A 19830-nucleotide genomic window follows, 5' to 3' on the forward strand; every position below is an offset into this window, starting at 1 on the left:
ACGAACCGTAGTCAGGAGTCCGTCATGAGCGAAGAGCTCCCCCCGTCGGATGCCGGTGACCGCGAGGCCGTCGACGAGGTGCGGGCCACCGACGCCGACGCCTGGGCGACGGCGTGCGCCGAGGACCTCGCGGCGGAGAAGGCCCGCCGCCGCGCCCAGTACGGCCCGCCCGCGGGCTCGGCCGCCGAGGAACTGCGCAAGCTCGTCGACGCGGTGTCGGAGAAGCTGTCGTCGTTCCAGTCGCCGCTGCTCGGCGCGGTCGCGGGGCCGGCCGCCCAGCAGGTGGTCCGGCAGGTCGTGCAGCAGGCGAAGGCCGCCGTCGAGCCGGTCATCGAGCGCAACCCGGACGTCTTCGACCACCTGGCCGCGGCCGGCGGCGAACTCCTCGCCGCGTACCGCTCCGCGGTCCAGGCCCAGGAACAGCGCTGGACCACCCGCACCAGGGACCTGGACGAGGGCCGTGGCGAGGGGCGCGGCGAGGGCCGGGACAAGGACGAGGGCACCGGCCCCGGCGAACGCATCGACTTGGACTGACGGCCCCCTCGGGTACGGTTGGCCGTAGCGGGGCTCGACCGAAACTGAGGGATTCATGGGACTCACCATCGGCGTCGACATCGGCGGCACGAAGATCGCGGCCGGCGTGGTCGACGAGGAAGGCAACATCCTCTCGACCTTCAAGGTGCCGACCCCGGGCACGCCCGACGGCATCGTGGACGCCATCGCCTCCGCCGTCGAGGGCGCACGCGCCGGGCACGAGATCGTCGGCGTGGGCATCGGTGCCGCCGGTTACGTCAACCGGCAGCGCTCCATGGTGTACTTCGCGCCGAACATCGACTGGCGCCAGGAGCCGCTGAAGGAGAAGGTCGAGGGCCGCGTCGGCCTCCCGGTCGTCGTGGAGAACGACGCCAACGCGGCCGCGTGGGGCGAGTACAAGTTCGGCGCCGGCAAGGGCCACCGCAACGTCATCTGCATCACGCTCGGCACCGGCCTGGGCGGCGGCATCATCATCGGCAACAAGCTGCGCCGCGGCCACTTCGGCGTCGCCGCCGAGTTCGGCCACATCCGGATGGTCCCGGACGGGCTGCTGTGCGGCTGCGGCTCGCAGGGCTGCTGGGAGCAGTACGCCTCCGGGCGCGCCCTCGTCAGATACGCCAAGCAGCGCGCCAACGCCACCCCCGAGCGGGCCGACACCCTGCTCGCGCTCGGCGACGGCACCCCCGACGGCATCGAGGGCAAGCACATCTCCATCGCCGCCCGCCAGGGCGACCCGGTGGCCGTCGACTCCTACCGCGAGCTGGCCCGCTGGGTCGGCGCCGGCCTCGCCGACCTCGCCTCGCTCTTCGACCCCTCCGCCTTCATCGTCGGCGGCGGACTCTCCGACGAGGGCGAGCTGGTCCTCGACCCGATCCGCAAGTCCTACAAGCGCTGGCTGGTGGGCGGCAACTGGCGCCCCGTGGCCGACGTCATCGCCGCCCAACTGGGCAACAAGGCGGGCCTGGTGGGCGCGGCGGACCTGGCGCGGGAGCCCGACCCGATCATGTAGCCGACGTGCCGTGGACGCCTTCAGGGGCGCGGGGCCGTGCCCGTGCACGCCTCGCGCCCCGGGCTCCTGGGCGTACATTGATCCACATGGCCCTCGTCAGAGTCCTGAGCTACAACATCCGCTCGATGCGGGACGACACAGCCGCGCTCGCCCGGGTCATCACGGCCTGCGCCCCCGACCTGGTCCTGATCCAGGAAGCCCCCCGCTTCTTCCGCTGGCGCAAGAAGCTGGCCCGCCTGGCCAGTGCGACGGACCTCGTCATCCTCACCGGCGGCGGCACCGCCGCGGGCCCCGCCATCCTCTGCGACCTCCGCGTCACCGTCGAGCGCACCGAGGACGTCCTGCTCCCCCTCACCCCGGGACAGCACCGCCGCGGTTTCGCCACCGCCGTGGTCCGCGTCGGCGGCGCCCGCGTGGGCGTCCTGTCCTGCCACCTCAGCCTGCACAAGGACGAGCGCTACGACCAGGCGGGCATGCTCCTGGACCGGCTGGCCGGCCTGGGTGTGGAGCACGCGATCGCCGGCGGCGACCTCAACGACCGCCCGGACGGCGCCGCCTTCACCCGGATCGCGGCCGGCCTCCAGGACTGCTGGGCCGTGGCCCCCGCGGGCGGCGAGCACACCTGGACCCGCGACGAGCCCCACCGCCGTATCGACGCGATCTTCGCCACGAAGGGCATCAAGGTGCTCGGCTGCGGAGTCCCCCTCGACCAGCCGGGCATCACGCCGGCGGACCTGGGAGCGGCCACGGACCACCTCCCGGTCCTGGCCACCCTCGACGTACCCGCCGCCTAGCACCCGTCGGTCAGACGACCGCGCCCCGCCCCGGGTCGCCCTCGTCCTCGTCGTCCGTGCGCATCCGCATCACCAGCGTGGCGAAGCCGCCGAGGAAGCCGCCGATGCCCAGCGTCGCCAGCCACCAGGTCATGTCCCAGCCCAGGACCACGGCGAGCAGCAGCAGGACCGGGCCGCCGACCACCGCCAGCCAGGCGAACTTCGCGGTCGTGTCGGCGGTGGGCAGCGGCGGCGGCTCCGGCGGCACGAAGTGGCCCTCGTCGTCCTCGTCGAAGTCGTCCTCGGAGGGCTCGGGGGCGGTGTAGTCCCGCGGGCCCACGCCCGGCGCGAAGGAGACCGAGCCGCCCAGCGGCTTGGCCGGCTTCGTCCTGCCCGGCTTCGGCGGCGCGTCGCCGGCGTTCCCGTCGTCCGCCTTGCCGTCGCCGGTCTTGCCGTCGGCCGTCTTCTCGTCGTTCGTCTCGAAGGACTCCAGCAGGGCCAGGTCCTCGATCGACTTGAACGGCTTGGTGCCCGGCGGGTCCGGCGGCTCCTCGCCGTACCCGGCGACGATCGCGGCCCAGGCGGCCTCCTCGTCGAACGGCACACCCTGCTCGTCCGGCTCGCGGTCCTCCCGGTCGGAGTCGTGCTCAGCCACCTGCGGCCGTCCCTTCTTTGCCGAGACTGGGTGCGAGCCGGCCGATGAACGCGAGGCTCTCCTCGAAGATCCGGTCCGCGTCGTAGTCCAACGTCGCGACGTGGTGGCTCTGTTCCAGCACGACCTCCCGTACGTCCGTGGAGGACACCCGGCTCAACACGCGCGCGGAGTCGACCGCCGGCACGACATGGTCCTCGGCGCTGCGCAGCACCAGCAGTGGCTGGGTGACCTGCGGCAGCTCACCGTCGACCCGGCGGAAGAAGGTGCGCAGGGAGTGGGCCGCGTGCAGCGGCACCCGGTCGTAGCCCACCTCGGCGGCGCCGGGCTTGGCGATGTCGCTGGCGATGCCCTTCGTCGTGCGCACGAGGTGCCGGGCCACGGGGAGGGCGTACGCCGACAGGCCGTGCACCTTGTTCGCCGGGTTGACGACCACCACACCGGCGACGGCGTCCCCGTGCTTGGCGGCCAGCCGCAGGGCCAGCGAGCCGCCCATGGACAGCCCGGCCACGAACACCGGGGAGCAGCGCTCGGTGAGGGCGCGCAGCTCGCGGTCCACCTCCGCGTACCAGTCCTGCCAGCCGGTGAGCTGCATGTCCTCCCAGCGGGTGCCGTGCCCGGGCAGCAGCGGCAGCGAGACGGTCAGGCCGCGGGCGGCCAGGTACTCCGCCCAGGGGCGCAGCGACTGGGGGGAACCGGTGAAGCCGTGGCAGAGGAGGACCCCGACCTCCCCGCCTTCGTGGCGGTACGGCTCGGCTCCAGGAAGGACCGGCACCTTTCGGTCTCCTGTTCGTGAGAGGGACGGATCGTGAGAGACGGTCGTGAGAGTGACGTTCATGAGAACCGCGTGAAGCCCAGGAGCCTCACCGTACGCGACCGCACTGACACCGACCAGGGTCGTCGGCGCCTTTGACGGCGCTCCGGGTTAAGGTCTGATCGACGGACATGGGAGGCACTGGGTTGTTGTACGGCGCGATGAAGGTGGCTATCGGGGGACCGCTGAAGGTCACCTTCAGGCCCTGGGTGGAGGGACTGGAGAACGTCCCGGCCGAGGGTCCCGCGATCCTGGCCAGCAACCACCTCTCCTTCTCCGACTCCTTCTTCCTGCCGGCGGTGCTGGACCGCAAGGTCACCTTCATCGCCAAGGCGGAGTACTTCACCACCCCCGGCGTCAAGGGCCGCCTGACGGCCGCCTTCTTCAAGGGCGTCGGCCAGCTCCCGGTGGACCGCTCCGGCGCGCGCGGCGCGGGCGAGGCGGCGGTCAAGAGCGGCATCGAGGTGCTGGAGCGCGGCGAGCTGTTCGGGATCTACCCGGAGGGCACGCGCTCGCCCGACGGCCGGCTCTACCGCGGCAAGCCCGGCGGTCTGGCGCGCGTGGCGCTCGCCACCGGCGCCCCGGTCGTCCCGGTCGCCATGATCGACACGGAGAAGATCCAGCCGCCGGGCAAGGTGATGCCGAAGCTCATGCGGCCCGGCATCCGCATCGGCAGGGCCCTGGACTTCAGCCGCTACCAGGGCATGGAGCACGACCGGTTCGTGCTGCGCGCGGTGACCGACGAGGTCATGTACGAGATCATGAAGCTCTCCGGCCAGGAGTACGTCGACATGTACGCGACGGCCGCCAAGCGGCGGATCGCCGACGCGGCGAAGGCCGAGAAGGAGCACGCGAAGGAACAGGCCCGGGAACAGGCCAAGAAGGAGAAGTCCGGGGCCTAGGCTGTCGGGCGAGGGGGTGGGGGCATGCCCGAGCGCGAGCGTGTCATGAGGATGTCGGTCGAGCAGCCGCTGTGGCGCGCGCTCACCGCCTACCGGGTGCTGACCATGCTGTACGCGGTCGGCCTGTTCGCCACGGCGTACGACGAGTACGACCACGCGGGCATCGCCGTCGGCTACTACGCCGTCCTGTTCGTGTGGACGCTCGCCACCCTGCCCCGCGTCCAGAACGCGGCCGCCTGCACCAAGCGCTTCCTCGCCGTCGACCTCTCCATCGCCCTGACCGGCATCCTGCTGACCCCGCTGGCCGTCAACGACCAGCACATCCAGAGCGGCGGCCCCACGCTGCCCTCCATATGGACCGCCGGCTCGGTCCTCGCGTACGCCATCAAGGGCGGCTGGCGCTGGGCCGCCTTCGCCTCCACGCCGGTCGCGGTCGCCAACCTCATCGAGCGGGGCGCCCCGGCCCGCGACACCGTGCACAACGTGATCCTGGTCTGGGTCGCCTCCATCGCCATCGGCTACGTCGTCGAGGTCGCCCGGGCCTCCGAGCGCACCCTCGCCCGCGCCCTGGAGATCGAGGCGGCGACCAGGGAGCGGGAGCGGCTCGCCCGGGACATCCACGACAGCGTCCTACAGGTGCTGGCGATGGTGCAGCGCCGGGGCGCGGTGCTCGGCGGCGAGGCGGCCGAGCTCGGCCGGATGGCGGGTGAGCAGGAGGTCGCGCTGCGCACGCTGGTCTCCGGCGGCCTGGTGCCCCTCTCGCGGGCGTCCGAGGACGCGGCCGAGGGCGCGGTCGTACGGGCCGTCGAGGAGCCGGCGGACGACGGTCCCGTCGATCTGCGGGCCCTGCTCGCCCCGTACGCGGCCGCCCGGGTCAGCCTCGCCGAGCCCGGCGCGCCCGTGCCGCTGCCGCCGGCCGCCGCGCGGGAGCTGGCCTCGGCCGTCGGGGCCGCCCTGGACAACGTCCGCCAGCACGCCGGCCAGGACGCGCGCGCGTGGATCCTCGTGGAGGACGAGCCCGACGAGGTCGTGGTGACCGTACGGGACGACGGACCCGGCATCCCCGAGGGGCGGCTCGACCAGGCCGAGGGCGAGGGGCGGCTCGGGGTGGCCCAGTCGATCCGCGGCCGGCTGCGCGACCTCGGCGGCAGCGCCGAGCTGGTCTCGACGCCGGGGCAGGGCACGGAAGTCGAGCTGAAGGTACCGAAGAACCAGAAGGCGGGGCATCGATGAGCGAGCGGCAGGGCCCGATCAAGGTCATGGTGGTCGACGACCATCCCATGTGGCGCGACGCCGTCGCCCGCGACCTGACCGAGTCCGGCTTCGAGGTGGTGGCCACCGCGGGCGACGGCGACCAGGCCGTGCGCCGCGCCAAGGCCGCCGCCCCCGACGTCCTCGTCCTCGACCTGAACCTGCCGGCCAAGCCCGGCGTCCAGGTGTGCAAGGAACTCGTCGGCCACAACCCGGCGTTGCGCGTGCTGGTGCTGTCGGCCAGCGGCGAGCACGCCGACGTCCTGGAGGCCGTGAAGTCGGGCGCGACCGGCTACCTGCTGAAGTCGGCCTCGACCGAGGAGCTGCTGGACGCGGTGCGCCGTACGGCCGTCGGCGACCCGGTGTTCACGCCGGGCCTGGCCGGTCTCGTCCTCGGCGAGTACCGCCGCCTGGCCTCCGAGCCCGCCCCGGCGCCGGGCGCCGACGAGCCGAGGGCCCCGCAGCTGACCGACCGTGAGACGGAGGTGCTGCGGCTGGTCGCCAAGGGACTGAGCTACAAGCAGATCGCCGAACGCCTGGTCATCTCCCACCGCACGGTCCAGAACCACGTCCAGAACACCCTCGGCAAGCTCCAGCTGCACAACCGGGTGGAGCTCGTCCGGTACGCCATAGAACGCGGACTTGACGACGAGTAAACCAACCGCCCGGTGATTCACCGGAATTGCCGCTCCGACCCATCCCTGTGTGACCTGGATCACCATTAGCGTGGCTGCACCAGGCAACCGCGGCGAAGGGACATTTCCATGCGGGTCGGAGTACTGACCGGAGGCGGCGACTGCCCCGGGCTCAACGCCGTCATCCGGGGCATCGTCCGCAAGGGCGTGCAGGAGTACGGCTACGACTTCGTCGGCTACCGGGACGGCTGGCGCGGTCCGCTCGAAGGCGACACCGTCCCCCTCGACATCCCCGCCGTGCGTGGCATCCTGCCCCGCGGCGGCACCATCCTCGGCTCCTCGCGCACCAACCCCCTCAAGCAGGAGAACGGCATCCGGCGCATCAAGGACAACCTCGCCAAGCAGGAGGTGGAGGCGCTCATCACCATCGGCGGCGAGGACACCCTCGGCGTCGCCGCCCGGCTGTCCGACGAGTACGGCGTGCCGTGCGTCGGCGTGCCGAAGACTATCGACAACGACCTGTCGGCGACCGACTACACCTTCGGCTTCGACACCGCGGTCGGCATCGCCACCGAGGCCATCGACCGCCTGCACACCACCGCCGAGTCCCACATGCGCGTCCTGGTCTGCGAGGTGATGGGCCGGCACGCCGGCTGGATCGCCCTGCACTCCGGGCTGGCCGGCGGCGCCAACGTCATCCTCATCCCGGAGCAGCGCTTCGACCTGGAGCAGGTGTGCGCCTGGATCACCTCCCGCTTCAAGGCCTCGTACGCCCCCATCGTGGTCGTCGCCGAGGGCGCCATGCCCAAGGACGGTGACGTGGTCCTCAAGGACGAGTCGCTGGACTCCTTCGGGCACGTCCGGCTGTCCGGCGTCGGGGAGTGGCTGGCCAAGGAGATCGAGAAGCGCACCGGCAAGGAGGCCCGCACCACCGTGCTGGGCCACATCCAGCGCGGCGGCACGCCCAGCGCCTTCGACCGCTGGCTCGCCACCCGCTTCGGCCTGCACGCCATCGACGCCGTCCGCGAGGGCGACTTCGGCAAGATGGTCGCCCTGCGCGGCACGGACATCGTCCGGGTCCCGATCCACGAGGCGACGGCGAAACTGAAGACGGTGGATCCGAAGCTGTACGAAGAGGTCGGCGTCTTCTTCGGCTGATCCGGCACCCTGGGGTTGTGGGCCGTATATTCGGCCCATAACCCACCAGAACGGGAGCCGTTTCGTGGAAATCCTGGCCTTCGGAGTGCAGGCGGACGAGAAGCCCCTCCTGGAGCGGGCCTTCGCGGGGCAGCACGAGATCCGCTGTCTCGACGTCTTCCTCAACGAGGACACCGCCCCCATCGCCGCCGGCTACGAGGTGATCTGCACCAGCGTCAACTGCGGTCTCGGCAACCGGGTCCTGCAGACCCTCGCCGTCGGCGGCACGCAGATGATCGCCCAGCGTTCCACCGGCTTCAACAACATCGACCTCAAGGTCGCCGAACGGCTCGGCATGACGGTGGCCCGCGTCTCGCACTACTCCCCGTACTCGGTCGCCGAGTTCGCCTGGACCCTCGCCATGGCGGTCAACCGCCGTATCGTGCGCGCCTCCACCCGCACTCGCGACTTCGACTTCCGCCTCGACGGGCTGATGGGCCGCGACATGCACGGCCGCACCGCCGGCGTCCTGGGCACCGGCAAGATCGGCGAGGCGTTCACCCGGATCGCGCACGGCTTCGGCATGCGGCTGCTGGGCTGGGACGTCGCCGAGAACCCCGCCTGTGTGGAACTCGGCATGAAGTACGTGCCCAAGGAGCAGCTCCTCGCCGAGTCCGACCTGGTCACCCTGCACGTCCCGCTGATGCCCGAGACGCAGCACCTGATCGACGCCGCCGCCCTGAAGGCGATGCGGGACGACGCGATCCTGGTCAACTCCAGCCGCGGCGGCCTGATCGACACCGCGGCCCTCGTCGCCGAACTGCGCGAGGGCCGCTTCACGGGTGTCGGCCTGGACGTGTACGAGGCGGAGGCGGGCCTGTTCTTCCTGGACAAGTCCCTGCAGGCCATCGCGGACGACACGCTGGCCCGCCTGGTCACCTTCCCGAACGTCCTGGTCACCTCGCACCAGGCGTACTACACCGAGGACGCCGTCGGTCAGATCATCGAGGCCACCGTGAAGAACGTCCTCGACTACAAGGCCGGCCGCCGCTCGGGGAACGTGCTGGTGCCGCGCAGCTGAGCCACCAGCTCCCGGACGATCGCGGCGCCGTCGAGGGTGAGGACCGACTCCGGGTGGAACTGCACGCCGGCGAAGCCCGGGCCCCTGACGGCGTGGACCTCCGTGGTGGCGGCCCGGCTCACCTCGATGCCGTGCGCGGCGAGCTCCTCGGCCACCTCGTCGTCGCAGCGCGCCACGAAGCTGTTGTAGAAGCCGACGGTCTCGGTCCGCCCGAACAGGTCGATCACCGTCTGCGCGCCCTGGTGGGGCACCTCCTTGCGGACGATCTCCAGCCCCAGCTCGGCCGCGATCAGCTCGTGGCCCAGGCAGACGCCGAGCACCCCGTGCCGGTGCTCCCGGACGACCCGCGCGGTCAGCTCCCTGAGGAACCGCATCTTCGGATCGCCCAGGTCGGACGGGTCGCCGGGGCCGGGGCCCAGGACGACGGGACCCTCGTGCGCGAGCACCGCCTCCCGCAGGCCCTCCTCGTCGTAGCGCCGCACGGTCACCTCCAGGCCGCCGGCGCGCAGCACGTGCGCGAGCATCGCCGTGAAGGTGTCCTCGCCGTCGACCACGAAGGCGTGCCCCTGGAGGTCGCAGGACCGCTCCTGCATCCGCAGCCAGAACGGCGCGAGCGAGGCGCGGCGGCCGTCGAGGGCGGCACGCACGCGCGGGTCGTCGGCGAGCCGCACGCGCGTGTGCTCCCCGCGCGGCCGGGCCGGGCGCACGCCCAGGGCCGCCAGCACGCCCGCGGCCTTCGCGTGCGTCTCCGCGACCTCGCCCGCCGGGTCCGAGCCGCGCACCAGGGTGGCACCGACCGGAACGCGCAGGCGGCCGTCGGCGTCGATGTCGGCGGTGCGGATGAGGATGGGGGAGTCGAGGGTCTGGGCGCCGCCCGGGTCGCGGCCGAGCAGCGCCAGGGCGCCCGCGTAGTAGCCGCGTCCGCCGGTCTCGTGCCGCTCGATGACCCGGCAGGCGTTCTGCACCGGGGAGCCGGTGACGGTGGCGGCGAACATCGTCTCCTTCAGCACCTCCCGCACGTCCAGCGAGGACTTCCCGCGCAACTCGTACTCGGTGTGCGCGAGATGGGCCATCTCCTTCAGGCGCGGGCCGATCACGACCCCGCCCATGTCGCCGACGGTGCACATCATCTTGAGCTCCTCGTCGACCACCATCGACAGCTCCTCGATCTCCTTGCCGTCGGCGAGGAAGCCGAGCAGGTGCTCGGGGGTGGGGCCCTCGGCGGGGTAGCGGTACGTGCCGCTGATCGGGTTCATCACGACCGTGCCGCCGGACATCCGCACGTGCACCTCGGGGCTGGCGCCGACCAGCGTGCGTGTGCCCGTGTGCACGACGAAGGTCCAGTACGCGCCCCGCTCGCCCGCCAGCAGCCGCCGGAACAGCGCGAGCGCGTCGGCGCGGGAGAACCCCGGGATCTCACCCTCGTACGTCCGCCGGATCACGAAGTTGGCGCCCTCGCCCCGTCCGATCTCCTCGCGCAGCACGCGCCCGACGATCTCGCCGTACTCCTCGTCGTCGACGTCGAAGCCGCCGCGCTCCACGCGCACCGGGTGCGCCGGGAGCTGCTCCAGGGCCGCGGCGAGCGGGATCTCGTAGGACTCCTCGGGGGTCAGGACCGCGAGCGGGGTGCCGTCGTCGCGGACGTCGAAGCCGCGTTCGCGGATCTGCCGGAAGGGCACCAGGGCGAGCCCCTCGTCGGGGAGGCCGGCGAGGGTCTCGCAGGTGCGGACCGGGCCCAGGAACACCTCCACCGTGTTCTCGTCGTGCCCCGGCGTGCGGCGGCGCAGCAGGGCGAACGGGCGGGGATCGTCGAGCAGGTCGAGCAGCTGCATGGTCCGTGTCCTTCTCACTGGGAGGAACGGCCGGGCCCGAACACACCGAAGGCCGCCCCTCGGGCGGCCTTCGCGAAGTCAGTCGTGCGTACGCGCAGTCAGTGGGCCGCCGGATGAGCGGTCCACCACCAGTTCTGGATCGAGTGCGCGAACATGCCAGGCACCCTACCCCATGTCCGTACCGCGTATCCCGTGTCTCATTTGCTGGGCATGGCGCGGGAGCCACGACACGACCCCGTAATGTTGAGGACGTGACCGTGAACGCTAAGACCAGCGCCTCCGCTGGCAACACCTGGCGAGACCTGCCCGCGGCGCAGCAGCCCGAGTACCCCGACCCCGAGGCTCTGCGCGCAGTCGTCGCGGAGCTGGAGTCGTATCCGCCGCTCGTCTTCGCGGGCGAGTGCGACCAGCTGCGCGCCCGGATGGCGGCCGTCGCCAAGGGAGAGGCGTTCCTCCTCCAGGGCGGCGACTGCGCCGAGGCCTTCGACGCGGTGTCCGCGGACCACATCCGCAACAAGCTCAAGACGCTGCTCCAGATGGGCGCCGTGCTGACGTACGCCGCCTCGGTGCCGGTGGTCAAGGTCGGCCGGATCGCCGGCCAGTACTCCAAGCCGCGCTCCAAGCCGACCGAGACGCGCGACGGCGTGACGCTGCCGACCTACCGCGGCGACTCCGTCAACGGCTTCGAGTTCACCGAGGCCGCGCGCGTGCCGGACCCGGAGCGGCTGAAGCGGATGTACCACGCCTCCGCCTCCACGCTGAACCTGGTGCGCGCCTTCACCACCGGCGGCTACGCCGACCTGCGCCAGGTGCACGCCTGGAACCAGGACTTCGTGAAGTCGTCCCCGTCCGGCCAGCGCTACGAGCAGCTCGCCCGCGAGATCGACAACGCGCTGAACTTCATGCACGCCTGCGGGGCCGACCCGGAGGAGTTCAAGACCGTCGAGTTCTACTCCTCGCACGAGGCGCTGCTGCTCGACTACGAGTCCGCGCTCACCCGTGTCGACTCGCGCACCGGGCAGCTGTACGACGTCTCCGCGCACATGGTGTGGATCGGCGAGCGCACCCGGCAGCTGGACCACGCGCACATCGAGTTCGCCTCCAGGATCCGCAACCCGATCGGCATCAAGCTCGGCCCGACCACGACGGCCGAGGACGCGCTGCAGTACATCGAGCGCCTCGACCCCGACCGGGAGCCGGGCCGGCTGACCTTCATCGTCCGCATGGGCGCCGACAAGGTCCGTGACAAGCTGCCCGAGCTGGTCGAGAAGGTCACCGCCTCCGGTGCGACCGTGGCCTGGGTGACCGACCCGATGCACGGCAACACCTTCGAGGCGGCCTCCGGGCACAAGACCCGCCGCTTCGACGACGTGCTGGACGAGGTCAAGGGCTTCTTCGAGGTCCACAAGAGCCTCGGCACCCATCCGGGCGGCATCCACGTGGAGCTCACCGGCGACGACGTCACCGAGTGCGTGGGCGGCGGCGACGAGATCTTCGTCGACGACCTGCACCAGCGCTACGAGACGGCCTGCGACCCCCGGCTGAACCGCAGCCAGTCGCTGGACCTGGCGTTCCTCGTGGCGGAGATGTACAGGGACCAGTGACGGGGTCGCCTGTTACAGGGGCGTGAATGGGGCGCGGATCACATACGATCCGCGCCCCGCTCCACTTTTGCGGCCCTCGGACGACGGGTAAGGTTAGGTTTGCCTCACCGATCAATCGGGACGGCACCCCCTATCGATCCCGGCGGGAGGTGAACCGCGTGTACGTCTGCAGTTGCTTCGGCATCACCGAGCAGCAGGTCAAGCAGCACGCGGAGGACGGCGCCTGCACCCCTCGCCAGATAGCGTCCGCCTGCAAGGCGGGCACGGACTGCGGTTCGTGCGTACGCCGCATCCAGGCCCTGCTGGGCCGCGGAGCCTGCCCGCGCCGCGAACTCGCCGAACAGGGCAGCCCGGTACTCGCACCGGTCGCCGACCTGGCGACACTCGACGAGGCCGCCTAGCTCTCCGGCTGTTCGATGAGCTGTGCGATGTAGAGCGCCTCGCCGAGCTTGTCCACCAGTTCCAGCTGGGTGTCGAGGTAGTCGATGTGGTGCTCCTCGTCGGCGAGGATGTCCTCGAAGATGTTCGCGGACGTGATGTCGCCCTTGTCCCGCATGACCTTGATGCCGCGCCGCAGCCGGTCGATCGCCTCGACCTCGATCTGCCGGTCGGCCTCGAACATCTCCCTGACGGTCTGGCCCACCCGCACGTGGAACAGCCGCTGGTAGTTGGGCAGCCCCTCCAGGAAGAGGATCCGGTCGGTCAGCACCTCCGCGTGCTTCATCTCGTCGAACGACTCGTGCCGGGTGTACTTCGCGAGCTTCGTCCAACCGAAGTTCTCCTGCATCTTCGCGTGCAGGAAGTACTGGTTGATCGCGGTCAGCTCGCCGGTGAGCTGCTCGTTGAGGAACTCGATGACCTCGGGGTCGCCCTGCATCGCAGAGGCTCCTTCCACACCGGGGGGACTGGCAGGTTGCGCCGCATGATTGCACTGGCGCATCAGGCCGTCCAGTAAGTTCACGCTTAGTAGGAGTTGCCCGAATCGGGACAAGCGTGGTCATGGGCACTGCTTCGGGTCTGTCAGGATGGAGTCATGGGTCAGCCGGTGGAACGTGGATCAGGAGAAACCGGAGAATCCGTGCACCCCGATCTGCCGCCGGGACAGCGCCTGCAGCGCGGCTGGCCGGTCACGCACTACGGGCCGGTGCCCAAGTTCCGGCCCGAGCGCTGGGAGTTCCGGGTCTTCGGCGCCACCGCGGACGGCGAGAAGCACTGCTGGACCCACGAGGAGTTCACGGCCCTGCCGTACACCACCGTCGTCGCCGATCTGCACTGCGTGACGAAGTTCAGCATGCTCGGCGCCGAATGGGGCGGCATCCCGGCCCGTACGATCCTGGAGCTGGCCCCGCCCGCGCCGACCGTCACCCATGTGATGGTCTGGGCCGAGTACGGCTTCAGCTCCAACCTGCGCCTGTCGGACTTCGCCTCCGAGCGCACCCTCTTCGCCACCCACAAGGACGGCGAGCTGCTGACCGCCGAGCACGGCTTCCCGCTCCGCCTCGTCGTCCCCCACCTCTACGCCTGGAAGGGCCCCAAGTGGGTGCGCGGCGTGGAGTACATGACCGCCGACCGCCGCGGCTTCTGGGAGGAGCGCGGCTATCACAACATCGGCGACCCGTGGAAGGAGCAGCGCTACTCCTACCAGGAGGAGCCCGGGGAGGGCCCCGAGCTCTGACTCCCGGTCTCCCTCGCCGCCTCAGTGGTACTGGTGCACCACCGCGTGGCCCTTGCCGCGGCCGATCATCCACTTGTTGACGGGCGTGGTGACCACGAAGGCGATCACCAGCGAGATCACCAGCGAGCCCCAGAACAGCAGGTCGCCCAGGGTGGCGTCCATGGCGTCCGGCCACAGCACGATCACGCCGTTGTCGATGAGCTCCATCACGGCGATGGACAGGGTGTCCGCGGCCAGCGCCACCCGGAAGGCGGCCCGGAAGCCGACCCCCGCCTTCAGCACCCCGCGCAGGGTGAGCGAGTAGCCGAAGAAGAAGGCCAGGACGATCGCCAGGACGGTGGTCGGGAGGTTGCCCCAGCCCAGCGCGGTGCCGATCACCATGCCGAGCACCTCGCCGATGGCGCACCCGGTGAGGCAGTGCAGGGTGGCCTGGGCGGCCATGGACCAGGTGGCCGCGGCGTGATGGTGCTCGTGTCCGTGCGTGTGGTGCCGGTCCACGTGCGTCTCGTGCTGCATGTGTGCCCCCAATGCCAGGTGACGGTTCCTGTACCAGACAGGAACCGTATACCCCCTGGGGGTATTCCCGTGCGGGTTATCCGTCCCGCAGTTTCTTCAGCCGCTCCACGTCCGCCGCGTGTCCCTCCTTGCCGCCGGGCGTCTCGATGACCAGCGGGACGCCCTCGGTCGCGGGATGGGTCATCAGCGCGCGGAACGGGTCCTCGCCGATGTGGCCGGCGCCGATGTTCTCGTGCCGGTCCTTGTGCGCGCCGACGACGTCCTTGGAGTCGTTGGCGTGGACCAGCTTCAGCCGGCCCGCGCCGACCGTGTCCACCAGCAGGTCCAGCGTCTGGTGCATGCCGGCCGGGCCGGTCAGGTCGTGCCCGGCGGCGAAGACGTGGCAGGTGTCCAGGCAGACCCCGAGCTTCGGGTGGGCGTCCAGCGCCTCGAAGTAGGGCCCGAAGTCCCAGGTCCGCGAGCACAGCGAGGCCCCCTGCCCGGCCGTCGACTCCAGCAGCAGGAACGGGTCGTCGTCGTGCGTGAGCTCGTCCAGCAGCGGCAGCAGACGCTCGCGCACCTGCCGCAGGGCCACCGACCGCTCCCGCCCTCCGGTCGCGCTGCCGGTGTGCACGACCACGCCGAGCGCCCCGATCTCCCGCCCCCGCCGCAGGGAGTGCCGCAGCGACTCCACCGACCTCTCCACGGTCGCCTCGGTGTGCGAGCCGAAGTTGATCAGGTACGGGGCATGCACGTACGCCGGGATCGACTCGGCCTCGCACACCGCCCGGAACGCCTCGTCCTGCCGGGGATTCCCGGCGGGCGTGGCCCAGCCGCGCGGATTGGCGACGAAGACCTGCACCGCCTCGGCGCCGAGGTCACGGGCGTAGGACAGACCGACGGAGTGCAGACCGCCGGCCACGGGCACATGCCCGCCGACGGGGTTGCGGGACTGCTGGTTCTTCACCGATTCAGGGTGTCATGCCCCGCGAACCGCCCGGTCACCGGATCTTGATCGTGATCGTCGACCCCTTCGGCGCGGCCCTGCCGCCCTTCACCGACTGGCCCTTGACCGTGTCGCCGAACAGGCCCAGCAGACCGCGGTCCTCGTCGACCTTGAACCCGGCCCCCTCCAGCTCCTGGTGCGCCTCGTCCACGCTGTCGCCGACCACGTCCGGGACCTCGATCATCTCCGGGCCCTTGGAGAGCGTCAGCGTCACCGTGTCGCCTTCGGCCGCCTGGCTGTCGGCCGCCGGCGTCTGCGCGGCGACCTGGCCCGCGTCGTACTCGGAGTTGACCCGCTGTGCGGCCACCTTCACCGTCAGGCCCTGCTCCTCCAGGTCGGCCCTGGCATCGGCCAGGTCCTCGCCCGTGACGTCCGGGACGTCCACCGGGCTGCCCTTGCTGACGGTCAGCGCGATCGCCGAACCGGCGTGCCGCTTGGTGCCCGCCGCCGGGTCGGTGGAGATCACGGAGCCCTTGGGGACGTCGTCGCTGAACTCCCGGGTCACCATGCCCGGTTCCAGCCCCTGCTGCTTCAGCCGGGTCCGGGCCTGGGCCAGCCCGTCACCCGTCACGTCGGGCACGCGCACGGTCTCCGGGCCGTCGGAGACGGTCAGCGACACGGAGGCGTTGTCCCGGATCCGGGTGCCCGGCGCCGGGTCGGAGCTGATCACCGCGCCCCGGGGCACGGTGTCGCTGTAGGCGTGCCGGACCGAACCGAGGTCCAGCCCGGCCTTCTGCAGCTGCTGCGTGGCCTGCGTCTGCGTCTTCGCCAGCACCGGCGGGACCTTGGTGAACTGGCCCGAGTTGATGTACCACACGCCCGTGCCGACGCCGAGCACCAGCAGGACGGCGACCACGATCGCGAGCGGGCCGCGCCGGGGCGCGCGCGAACGGCGGCGCGGCGGCGGCGGCGGGGGCGACTCCAGGCGGCTGGTCTGGTGCAGCGGGGGCTCGTCCTCGTCGACCGGGAGGAGGCGGGGGACCGTGAGCGAGCGCGGGATGACGCTCGTACGGTCCTCGGAGATGTCCCGGTGCCCGGCGTCCACCGCCCGCGGCGGCAGCGCGTCCAGCTCGTCCGCGCCCAGCGTGCCGCGCGCCTCGCGGACCTGCGCCAGGAACGCCACCGCGTCGTGCGGGCGCACCTCGGGGGTGCGGGCGGTCCCGGAGGCGACCAGCTCGTCCAGCTCGTACGGCAGCCCCGGCACCACCGCCGAGGGCGGCGGGACGTCCTCGTGCAGGTGCTTGTAGAGGATCGCGGCGGGGGAGTCGCCCTCGTGCGGCCGGTCGCCGGTCAGCATCTCGTACAGCACGACACCGCACGCGTACACGTCCACCCGCGGGTCGGCCGTGCCGTGCTCGATCTGCTCGGGCGCCAGGTAGGAGACCGTGCCCAGGACCGCGCCGGTGGTGTTGGTGACCGTGTCCACGGAGCGCACCAGACCGAAGTCGGCGACCTTCACCCGGCCGTCGTCCCCTATGAGGACGTTCTCCGGCTTCATGTCCCGGTGCACGAACCCGGCGCGGTGCGCCGCGCCCAGCGCCGCGAGCACCGGCTCCAAGATGTCCAGGGCGGCGCGCGGTTGCAGCGCCCCGCGCTCGCGCAGCACGTCGCGCAGGGTGCAGCCGGCGACGTACTCCATGGCCAGGTAGACGTACGACCCGTCGGTGCCCTGGTCGAAGACCTGCACCACGTTCGGATGCGCCAGGCGCGCGACCGACTTCGCCTCCCGGATGAACCGCTCGACGAAGGTGCCGTCGGCCGCGAGCGTCGGGTGCATCACCTTGAGCGCGAGGACCCGGTCCAGGCGGGTGTCCAGGGCCCGGTAGACCGTGGCCATGCCGCCGACCGCGATCCGCGCGTCCACGCGATAGCGCCCGTCGAGCACCTGCCCGACCAAAGGGTCCTGAAGGGTCGTATCCACGCAGGTGAGTGTACGAGCAGCGACTGACACGACCGTGGTTCACGGGCGGATCGGGTCGGGACTGCAGCCGACCTGTGACGCTTCGCACACCCCGAAAGCGCTCACCGGAACGCGGGCCGCTCTGGGTCCAGGTCGGCCCGGCCCTCGGTGGGCGAGGACGCCTGGGCGAAGTGCCGGCGCGGGATCCGGCCCGCCCGGTACGCCAGCCGGCCCGCCTCCACCGCGTGCCGCATCGCCTCCGCCATCAGCTGCGGCTGCCGCGCCCGCGTCACCGCCGAGGCGAGCATCACGCCCGCGCACCCCAGCTCCATCGCCAGCGCCGCGTCCGAGGCGGTGCCGGCGCCCGCGTCCAGGATCACCGGCACGCGCGCGTGCTCGACGATCAGCTGGAAGTTGTGCGGATTGCGGATGCCCAGACCGGAGCCGATGGGCGAGCCGAGCGGCATGATCGCCGCGCAGCCGACGTCCTCCAGCTTCCGGGCGAGCACCGGGTCGTCGTTCGTGTACGGCAGCACGGTGAAGCCGTCGTCGACCAGGGTCTCCGCGGCGTCGAGCAGCTCGACCGGGTCGGGCAGGAGGGTGCGCTCGTCGGCGATGACCTCCAGCTTGACCAGGTCCGTGCCGAGCGCCTCGCGCGCCAGGCGGGCCGTGAGCACCGCCTCGCCGGCGGTGAAGCAGCCGGCCGTGTTGGGCAGCACCCGGATGCCGAGCCGGGTCAGCACCGACAGCACGGAGCCGTGCACCGACGGGTCCACCCGGCGCATCGCGACCGTGGTCAGCTCCGTGCCGGAGGCGACCAGCGCGCGCTCCAGCACCTCCAGGCTCGGGGCACCGCCGGTGCCCATGATCAGACGGGACGTGAAGGACGTACCGCCGAGGACGAAGGGGTCGTCGGCCATGGGTCAGCCTCCTTGGACGGCGGTGAGGACCTCGACGCGGTCGCCCTCGGTCAGGGGCGTCGACGGCCACTGCGCGCGCGGGACGACGGTTTCGTTGAGGGCGGCGGCCACTCCGGAGGGGGCCGGGGCGAGGGCGCGGACGACGGCCTCGAGAACTGTGCCGGGGGCGATCTCGCGCCGCTCCCCGTTGACGGAGATGGTGACGGGGACGTTCATGCGGGCTGCTCCGTGAGCGTGAAGCGCTTCGGGGTGAACGGGCGGGCCTCCTCCGGCAGTTCACCGGTGGTCAGGGCGTGCGCCAGGACGTCGCCGGTGACCGGCGTGAGCAGCACGCCGTTGCGGTGGTGGCCGGTCGCCAGCAGGAGCCCGGGGAGCTGGGTGGGGCCGAGCAGCGGGGCGTTGTCGGGGGAGCCGGGGCGCAGTCCCGCGCGCGTCTCGGTCAGCGGCAGCTCGGTCAGCCCGGGGACCAGCTCGTGCGCGTCGCGCAGCAGCTCGTACACCCCGCCCGCGGTGACCGTCGTGTCCCAGCCGAGCTCCTCGCTGGTCGCGCCGATCACCAGCTCGCCGCTCTCGCGCGGCACCAGGTAGACGCTGCCGCCGCGCACCACGGCCCGCACGGTACGGCTCAGGAAGGGCGCGTGGCGCTTCGGCACGGTCAGCCGCAGCACCTGCCCCTTCACCGGCCGCACGGGCGGCAGCACGTCGTCCGGCACGCCCGGCAGCCGCCCGCTGAGACTGCCGGCCGCCAGCACCACCTGGCCCGCGCCCAGCTCGGTGCCGTCGCTCGTGGTGATGCCGGCGGCCCGGTCGCCCGCGACCCGGAAGCGCTCGGCCCAGGTGCGGTGGAAGACCACGCCCGCCCGCTCGCACGCCGCGACCAGTGCGCCTGCCAGCCGCCGGGGATCGATCTGGTGGTCGCCGTCGACTCTGAGCCCCCCGCGCACGCCGGGCGCGAGCATCGGCTCAAGGCGCCGGCACTCGCGCCCCGACAGCCACTCCGACTCCAGCCCCGACTCCCGTTGCAGGGCGTGCAGTTCGCGCAGGTGGGCGCGGTCGTCGGCGTCGAGGGCGACGGCGAGCGTGCCGCAGCGGCGGTAGCCGAGGTCGTGGCCGGTGAGGTCGGTGAGCTCGGCCGCGAAGTCCGGATAGCGGTGGGCCGAGGCCAGGTTCAGGCCGAGCAGTGTCTGCTCGCCGTGGTACAGCTCCGTGACCGCGGCCAGCATCCCGGCGGCCACCTGGGCGGCCCCGCCGCCCGGCTCGGGGTCCACGACGGCCGTGGCCAGACCGCGCTGCGCGGCCCGCCAGGCCGTGACCAGCCCGATGATTCCGCCCCCGATGACGAGGACGTCTGACGTACGTGACGACATGGGCGTCCAGCCCCTCCCTTCGCCGGCATGACCCGGATCAGGTTCGTACGGTCGGAGGCCGCCAGCCTCCCTCTCAGCCCGGTGCGTCCGGGCTCCCGCGAGTGCGTGTACGTCGGCCACCCTAGCCCGAGCCCGCGCGCGCCGGTAAGGGAGCCTCCCTCGGCGAGGGCCTCCGCCGCCGCTGTGCAGGAGGTCACTCGCCATGACCGCTGACTGAATTTTCGGCGGGTGACTATGGTGATC

22 protein-coding genes and 1 riboswitch are annotated in these 19830 nt (G+C 71.8%); of the genes, 11 read left to right on the forward strand and 11 right to left on the reverse strand.

Annotated elements, in window-relative coordinates:
• The first annotated feature begins 24 nt into the window (after nt 1–24).
• The 3 genes from ACYF6T_RS32375 (at nt 25) to ACYF6T_RS32385 (ending at nt 2337) form a co-directional block, all read left to right on the forward strand.
• Nucleotides 25–534 (forward strand): DUF5304 domain-containing protein, encoded by a 510-nt coding sequence (locus tag ACYF6T_RS32375; RefSeq protein ID WP_461700933.1) that lies wholly within the window; start codon nt 25–27, stop codon nt 532–534.
• Between the two features lie 55 nt (nt 535–589).
• Nucleotides 590–1543 carry an ROK family glucokinase gene (locus ACYF6T_RS32380; RefSeq protein WP_461700934.1) on the forward strand — a complete coding sequence of 318 codons (954 nt, stop codon included), beginning with the start codon at nt 590–592 and terminating at the stop codon, nt 1541–1543.
• 86 nt (nt 1544–1629) lie between these two features.
• Nucleotides 1630–2337 (forward strand): endonuclease/exonuclease/phosphatase family protein, encoded by a 708-nt coding sequence (locus ACYF6T_RS32385; protein WP_461700935.1) that lies wholly within the window; start codon nt 1630–1632, stop codon nt 2335–2337.
• A gap of 10 nt (nt 2338–2347) precedes the next feature.
• Here ACYF6T_RS32385 and ACYF6T_RS32390 read toward each other — a convergent pair whose 3' ends face one another.
• Together ACYF6T_RS32390 and ACYF6T_RS32395 are read right to left on the reverse strand one after the other, a co-directional pair.
• Nucleotides 2348–2971: a hypothetical protein gene (locus tag ACYF6T_RS32390; protein ID WP_461700936.1), complete on the reverse strand. Its 624-nt coding sequence runs from the start codon at nt 2969–2971 to the stop codon at nt 2348–2350.
• The gene (locus ACYF6T_RS32395; protein WP_461700937.1) at nt 2964–3743 is read right to left on the reverse strand and encodes an alpha/beta hydrolase; all 780 of its coding nucleotides are present in this window, start codon (nt 3741–3743) and stop codon (nt 2964–2966) included. Before ACYF6T_RS32395 ends, ACYF6T_RS32390 begins: the two co-directional genes overlap by 8 nt.
• A gap of 170 nt (nt 3744–3913) precedes the next feature.
• On the opposite strand from ACYF6T_RS32395, the gene ACYF6T_RS32400 reads away from it, so the two are divergent.
• From ACYF6T_RS32400 to ACYF6T_RS32420, 5 genes are all read left to right on the forward strand, one after another.
• Nucleotides 3914–4684 carry a lysophospholipid acyltransferase family protein gene (locus ACYF6T_RS32400; RefSeq protein WP_461700938.1) on the forward strand — a complete coding sequence of 257 codons (771 nt, stop codon included), beginning with the start codon at nt 3914–3916 and terminating at the stop codon, nt 4682–4684.
• A gap of 24 nt (nt 4685–4708) precedes the next feature.
• The gene (gene macS, locus ACYF6T_RS32405; RefSeq protein WP_461700940.1) at nt 4709–5917 is read left to right on the forward strand and encodes a MacS family sensor histidine kinase; all 1209 of its coding nucleotides are present in this window, start codon (nt 4709–4711) and stop codon (nt 5915–5917) included.
• The gene (locus ACYF6T_RS32410) at nt 5914–6591 is read left to right on the forward strand and encodes a response regulator (RefSeq protein ID WP_461700941.1); all 678 of its coding nucleotides are present in this window, start codon (nt 5914–5916) and stop codon (nt 6589–6591) included. Before macS ends, ACYF6T_RS32410 begins: the two co-directional genes overlap by 4 nt.
• Nucleotides 6592–6699: 108 nt before the next feature.
• Nucleotides 6700–7728, forward strand: coding sequence for a 6-phosphofructokinase (locus tag ACYF6T_RS32415; protein WP_461700942.1), 1029 nt, complete (start codon nt 6700–6702; stop codon nt 7726–7728).
• Nucleotides 7729–7792: 64 nt separating this feature from the next.
• Entirely contained in the window at nt 7793–8788 is a 996-nt protein-coding gene (locus ACYF6T_RS32420; RefSeq protein WP_461700944.1) for a 2-hydroxyacid dehydrogenase, read from the forward strand.
• Here the strand turns inward: ACYF6T_RS32420 and ACYF6T_RS32425 are convergent.
• Both ACYF6T_RS32425 and ACYF6T_RS32430 read right to left on the reverse strand, forming a co-directional pair.
• A complete protein-coding gene (locus ACYF6T_RS32425) occupies nt 8740–10620 on the reverse strand; it encodes an anthranilate synthase family protein (protein ID WP_461700945.1) in 1881 nt (626 codons plus the stop codon). The genes ACYF6T_RS32420 and ACYF6T_RS32425 overlap by 49 nt on opposite strands.
• A 98-nt stretch (nt 10621–10718) precedes the next feature.
• Nucleotides 10719–10775, reverse strand: a complete 57-nt coding sequence (locus ACYF6T_RS32430; RefSeq protein WP_076973970.1) for a trp operon leader peptide — start codon at nt 10773–10775, stop codon at nt 10719–10721.
• A gap of 96 nt (nt 10776–10871) precedes the next feature.
• Between ACYF6T_RS32430 and ACYF6T_RS32435 the strand changes: the two genes are divergently transcribed.
• Together ACYF6T_RS32435 and ACYF6T_RS32440 are read left to right on the forward strand one after the other, a co-directional pair.
• Nucleotides 10872–12224 (forward strand): class II 3-deoxy-7-phosphoheptulonate synthase, encoded by a 1353-nt coding sequence (locus ACYF6T_RS32435; protein WP_461700947.1) that lies wholly within the window; start codon nt 10872–10874, stop codon nt 12222–12224.
• A gap of 149 nt (nt 12225–12373) precedes the next feature.
• Nucleotides 12374–12625, forward strand: a complete 252-nt coding sequence (locus tag ACYF6T_RS32440) for a (2Fe-2S)-binding protein (protein WP_461700948.1) — start codon at nt 12374–12376, stop codon at nt 12623–12625.
• Here the strand turns inward: ACYF6T_RS32440 and bfr are convergent.
• A complete protein-coding gene (gene bfr / locus ACYF6T_RS32445; RefSeq protein ID WP_461700949.1) occupies nt 12622–13101 on the reverse strand; it encodes a bacterioferritin in 480 nt (159 codons plus the stop codon). The two genes, ACYF6T_RS32440 and bfr, sit on opposite strands and share 4 nt — an antisense overlap.
• A gap of 156 nt (nt 13102–13257) precedes the next feature.
• Between bfr and ACYF6T_RS32450 the strand changes: the two genes are divergently transcribed.
• Nucleotides 13258–13899 carry a sulfite oxidase-like oxidoreductase gene (locus tag ACYF6T_RS32450; RefSeq protein WP_461700951.1) on the forward strand — a complete coding sequence of 214 codons (642 nt, stop codon included), beginning with the start codon at nt 13258–13260 and terminating at the stop codon, nt 13897–13899.
• Nucleotides 13900–13920: 21 nt separating this feature from the next.
• Here the strand turns inward: ACYF6T_RS32450 and ACYF6T_RS32455 are convergent, their stop codons facing one another.
• The 6 genes from ACYF6T_RS32455 to thiO form a co-directional block, all read right to left on the reverse strand.
• The gene (locus tag ACYF6T_RS32455) at nt 13921–14415 is read right to left on the reverse strand and encodes a DUF4396 domain-containing protein (protein WP_461700952.1); all 495 of its coding nucleotides are present in this window, start codon (nt 14413–14415) and stop codon (nt 13921–13923) included.
• A 76-nt stretch (nt 14416–14491) separates the two neighbouring features.
• On the reverse strand, nt 14492–15361 hold the full coding sequence (locus ACYF6T_RS32460; RefSeq protein WP_461700953.1) for a deoxyribonuclease IV: 870 nt from the start codon (nt 15359–15361) through the stop codon (nt 14492–14494).
• Between the two features lie 34 nt (nt 15362–15395).
• Nucleotides 15396–17321, reverse strand: coding sequence for a Stk1 family PASTA domain-containing Ser/Thr kinase (pknB, locus tag ACYF6T_RS32465; RefSeq protein WP_461700955.1), 1926 nt, complete (start codon nt 17319–17321; stop codon nt 15396–15398).
• Nucleotides 17322–17422: 101 nt separating this feature from the next.
• Nucleotides 17423–18220, reverse strand: a complete 798-nt coding sequence (locus tag ACYF6T_RS32470; protein ID WP_461700956.1) for a thiazole synthase — start codon at nt 18218–18220, stop codon at nt 17423–17425.
• A 3-nt stretch (nt 18221–18223) separates the two neighbouring features.
• The gene (gene thiS / locus ACYF6T_RS32475; RefSeq protein ID WP_461700957.1) at nt 18224–18436 is read right to left on the reverse strand and encodes a sulfur carrier protein ThiS; all 213 of its coding nucleotides are present in this window, start codon (nt 18434–18436) and stop codon (nt 18224–18226) included.
• Nucleotides 18433–19587 (reverse strand): glycine oxidase ThiO, encoded by a 1155-nt coding sequence (gene thiO / locus ACYF6T_RS32480; protein WP_461700958.1) that lies wholly within the window; start codon nt 19585–19587, stop codon nt 18433–18435. Before thiO ends, thiS begins: the two co-directional genes overlap by 4 nt.
• A riboswitch (TPP riboswitch) is annotated at nt 19585–19696 on the reverse strand. (Overlaps the previous gene by 3 nt.)
• Nucleotides 19697–19830 lie beyond the last annotated feature (134 nt).

The sequence above is a fragment of the Streptomyces sp. 7R007 genome, assembly GCF_054850255.1.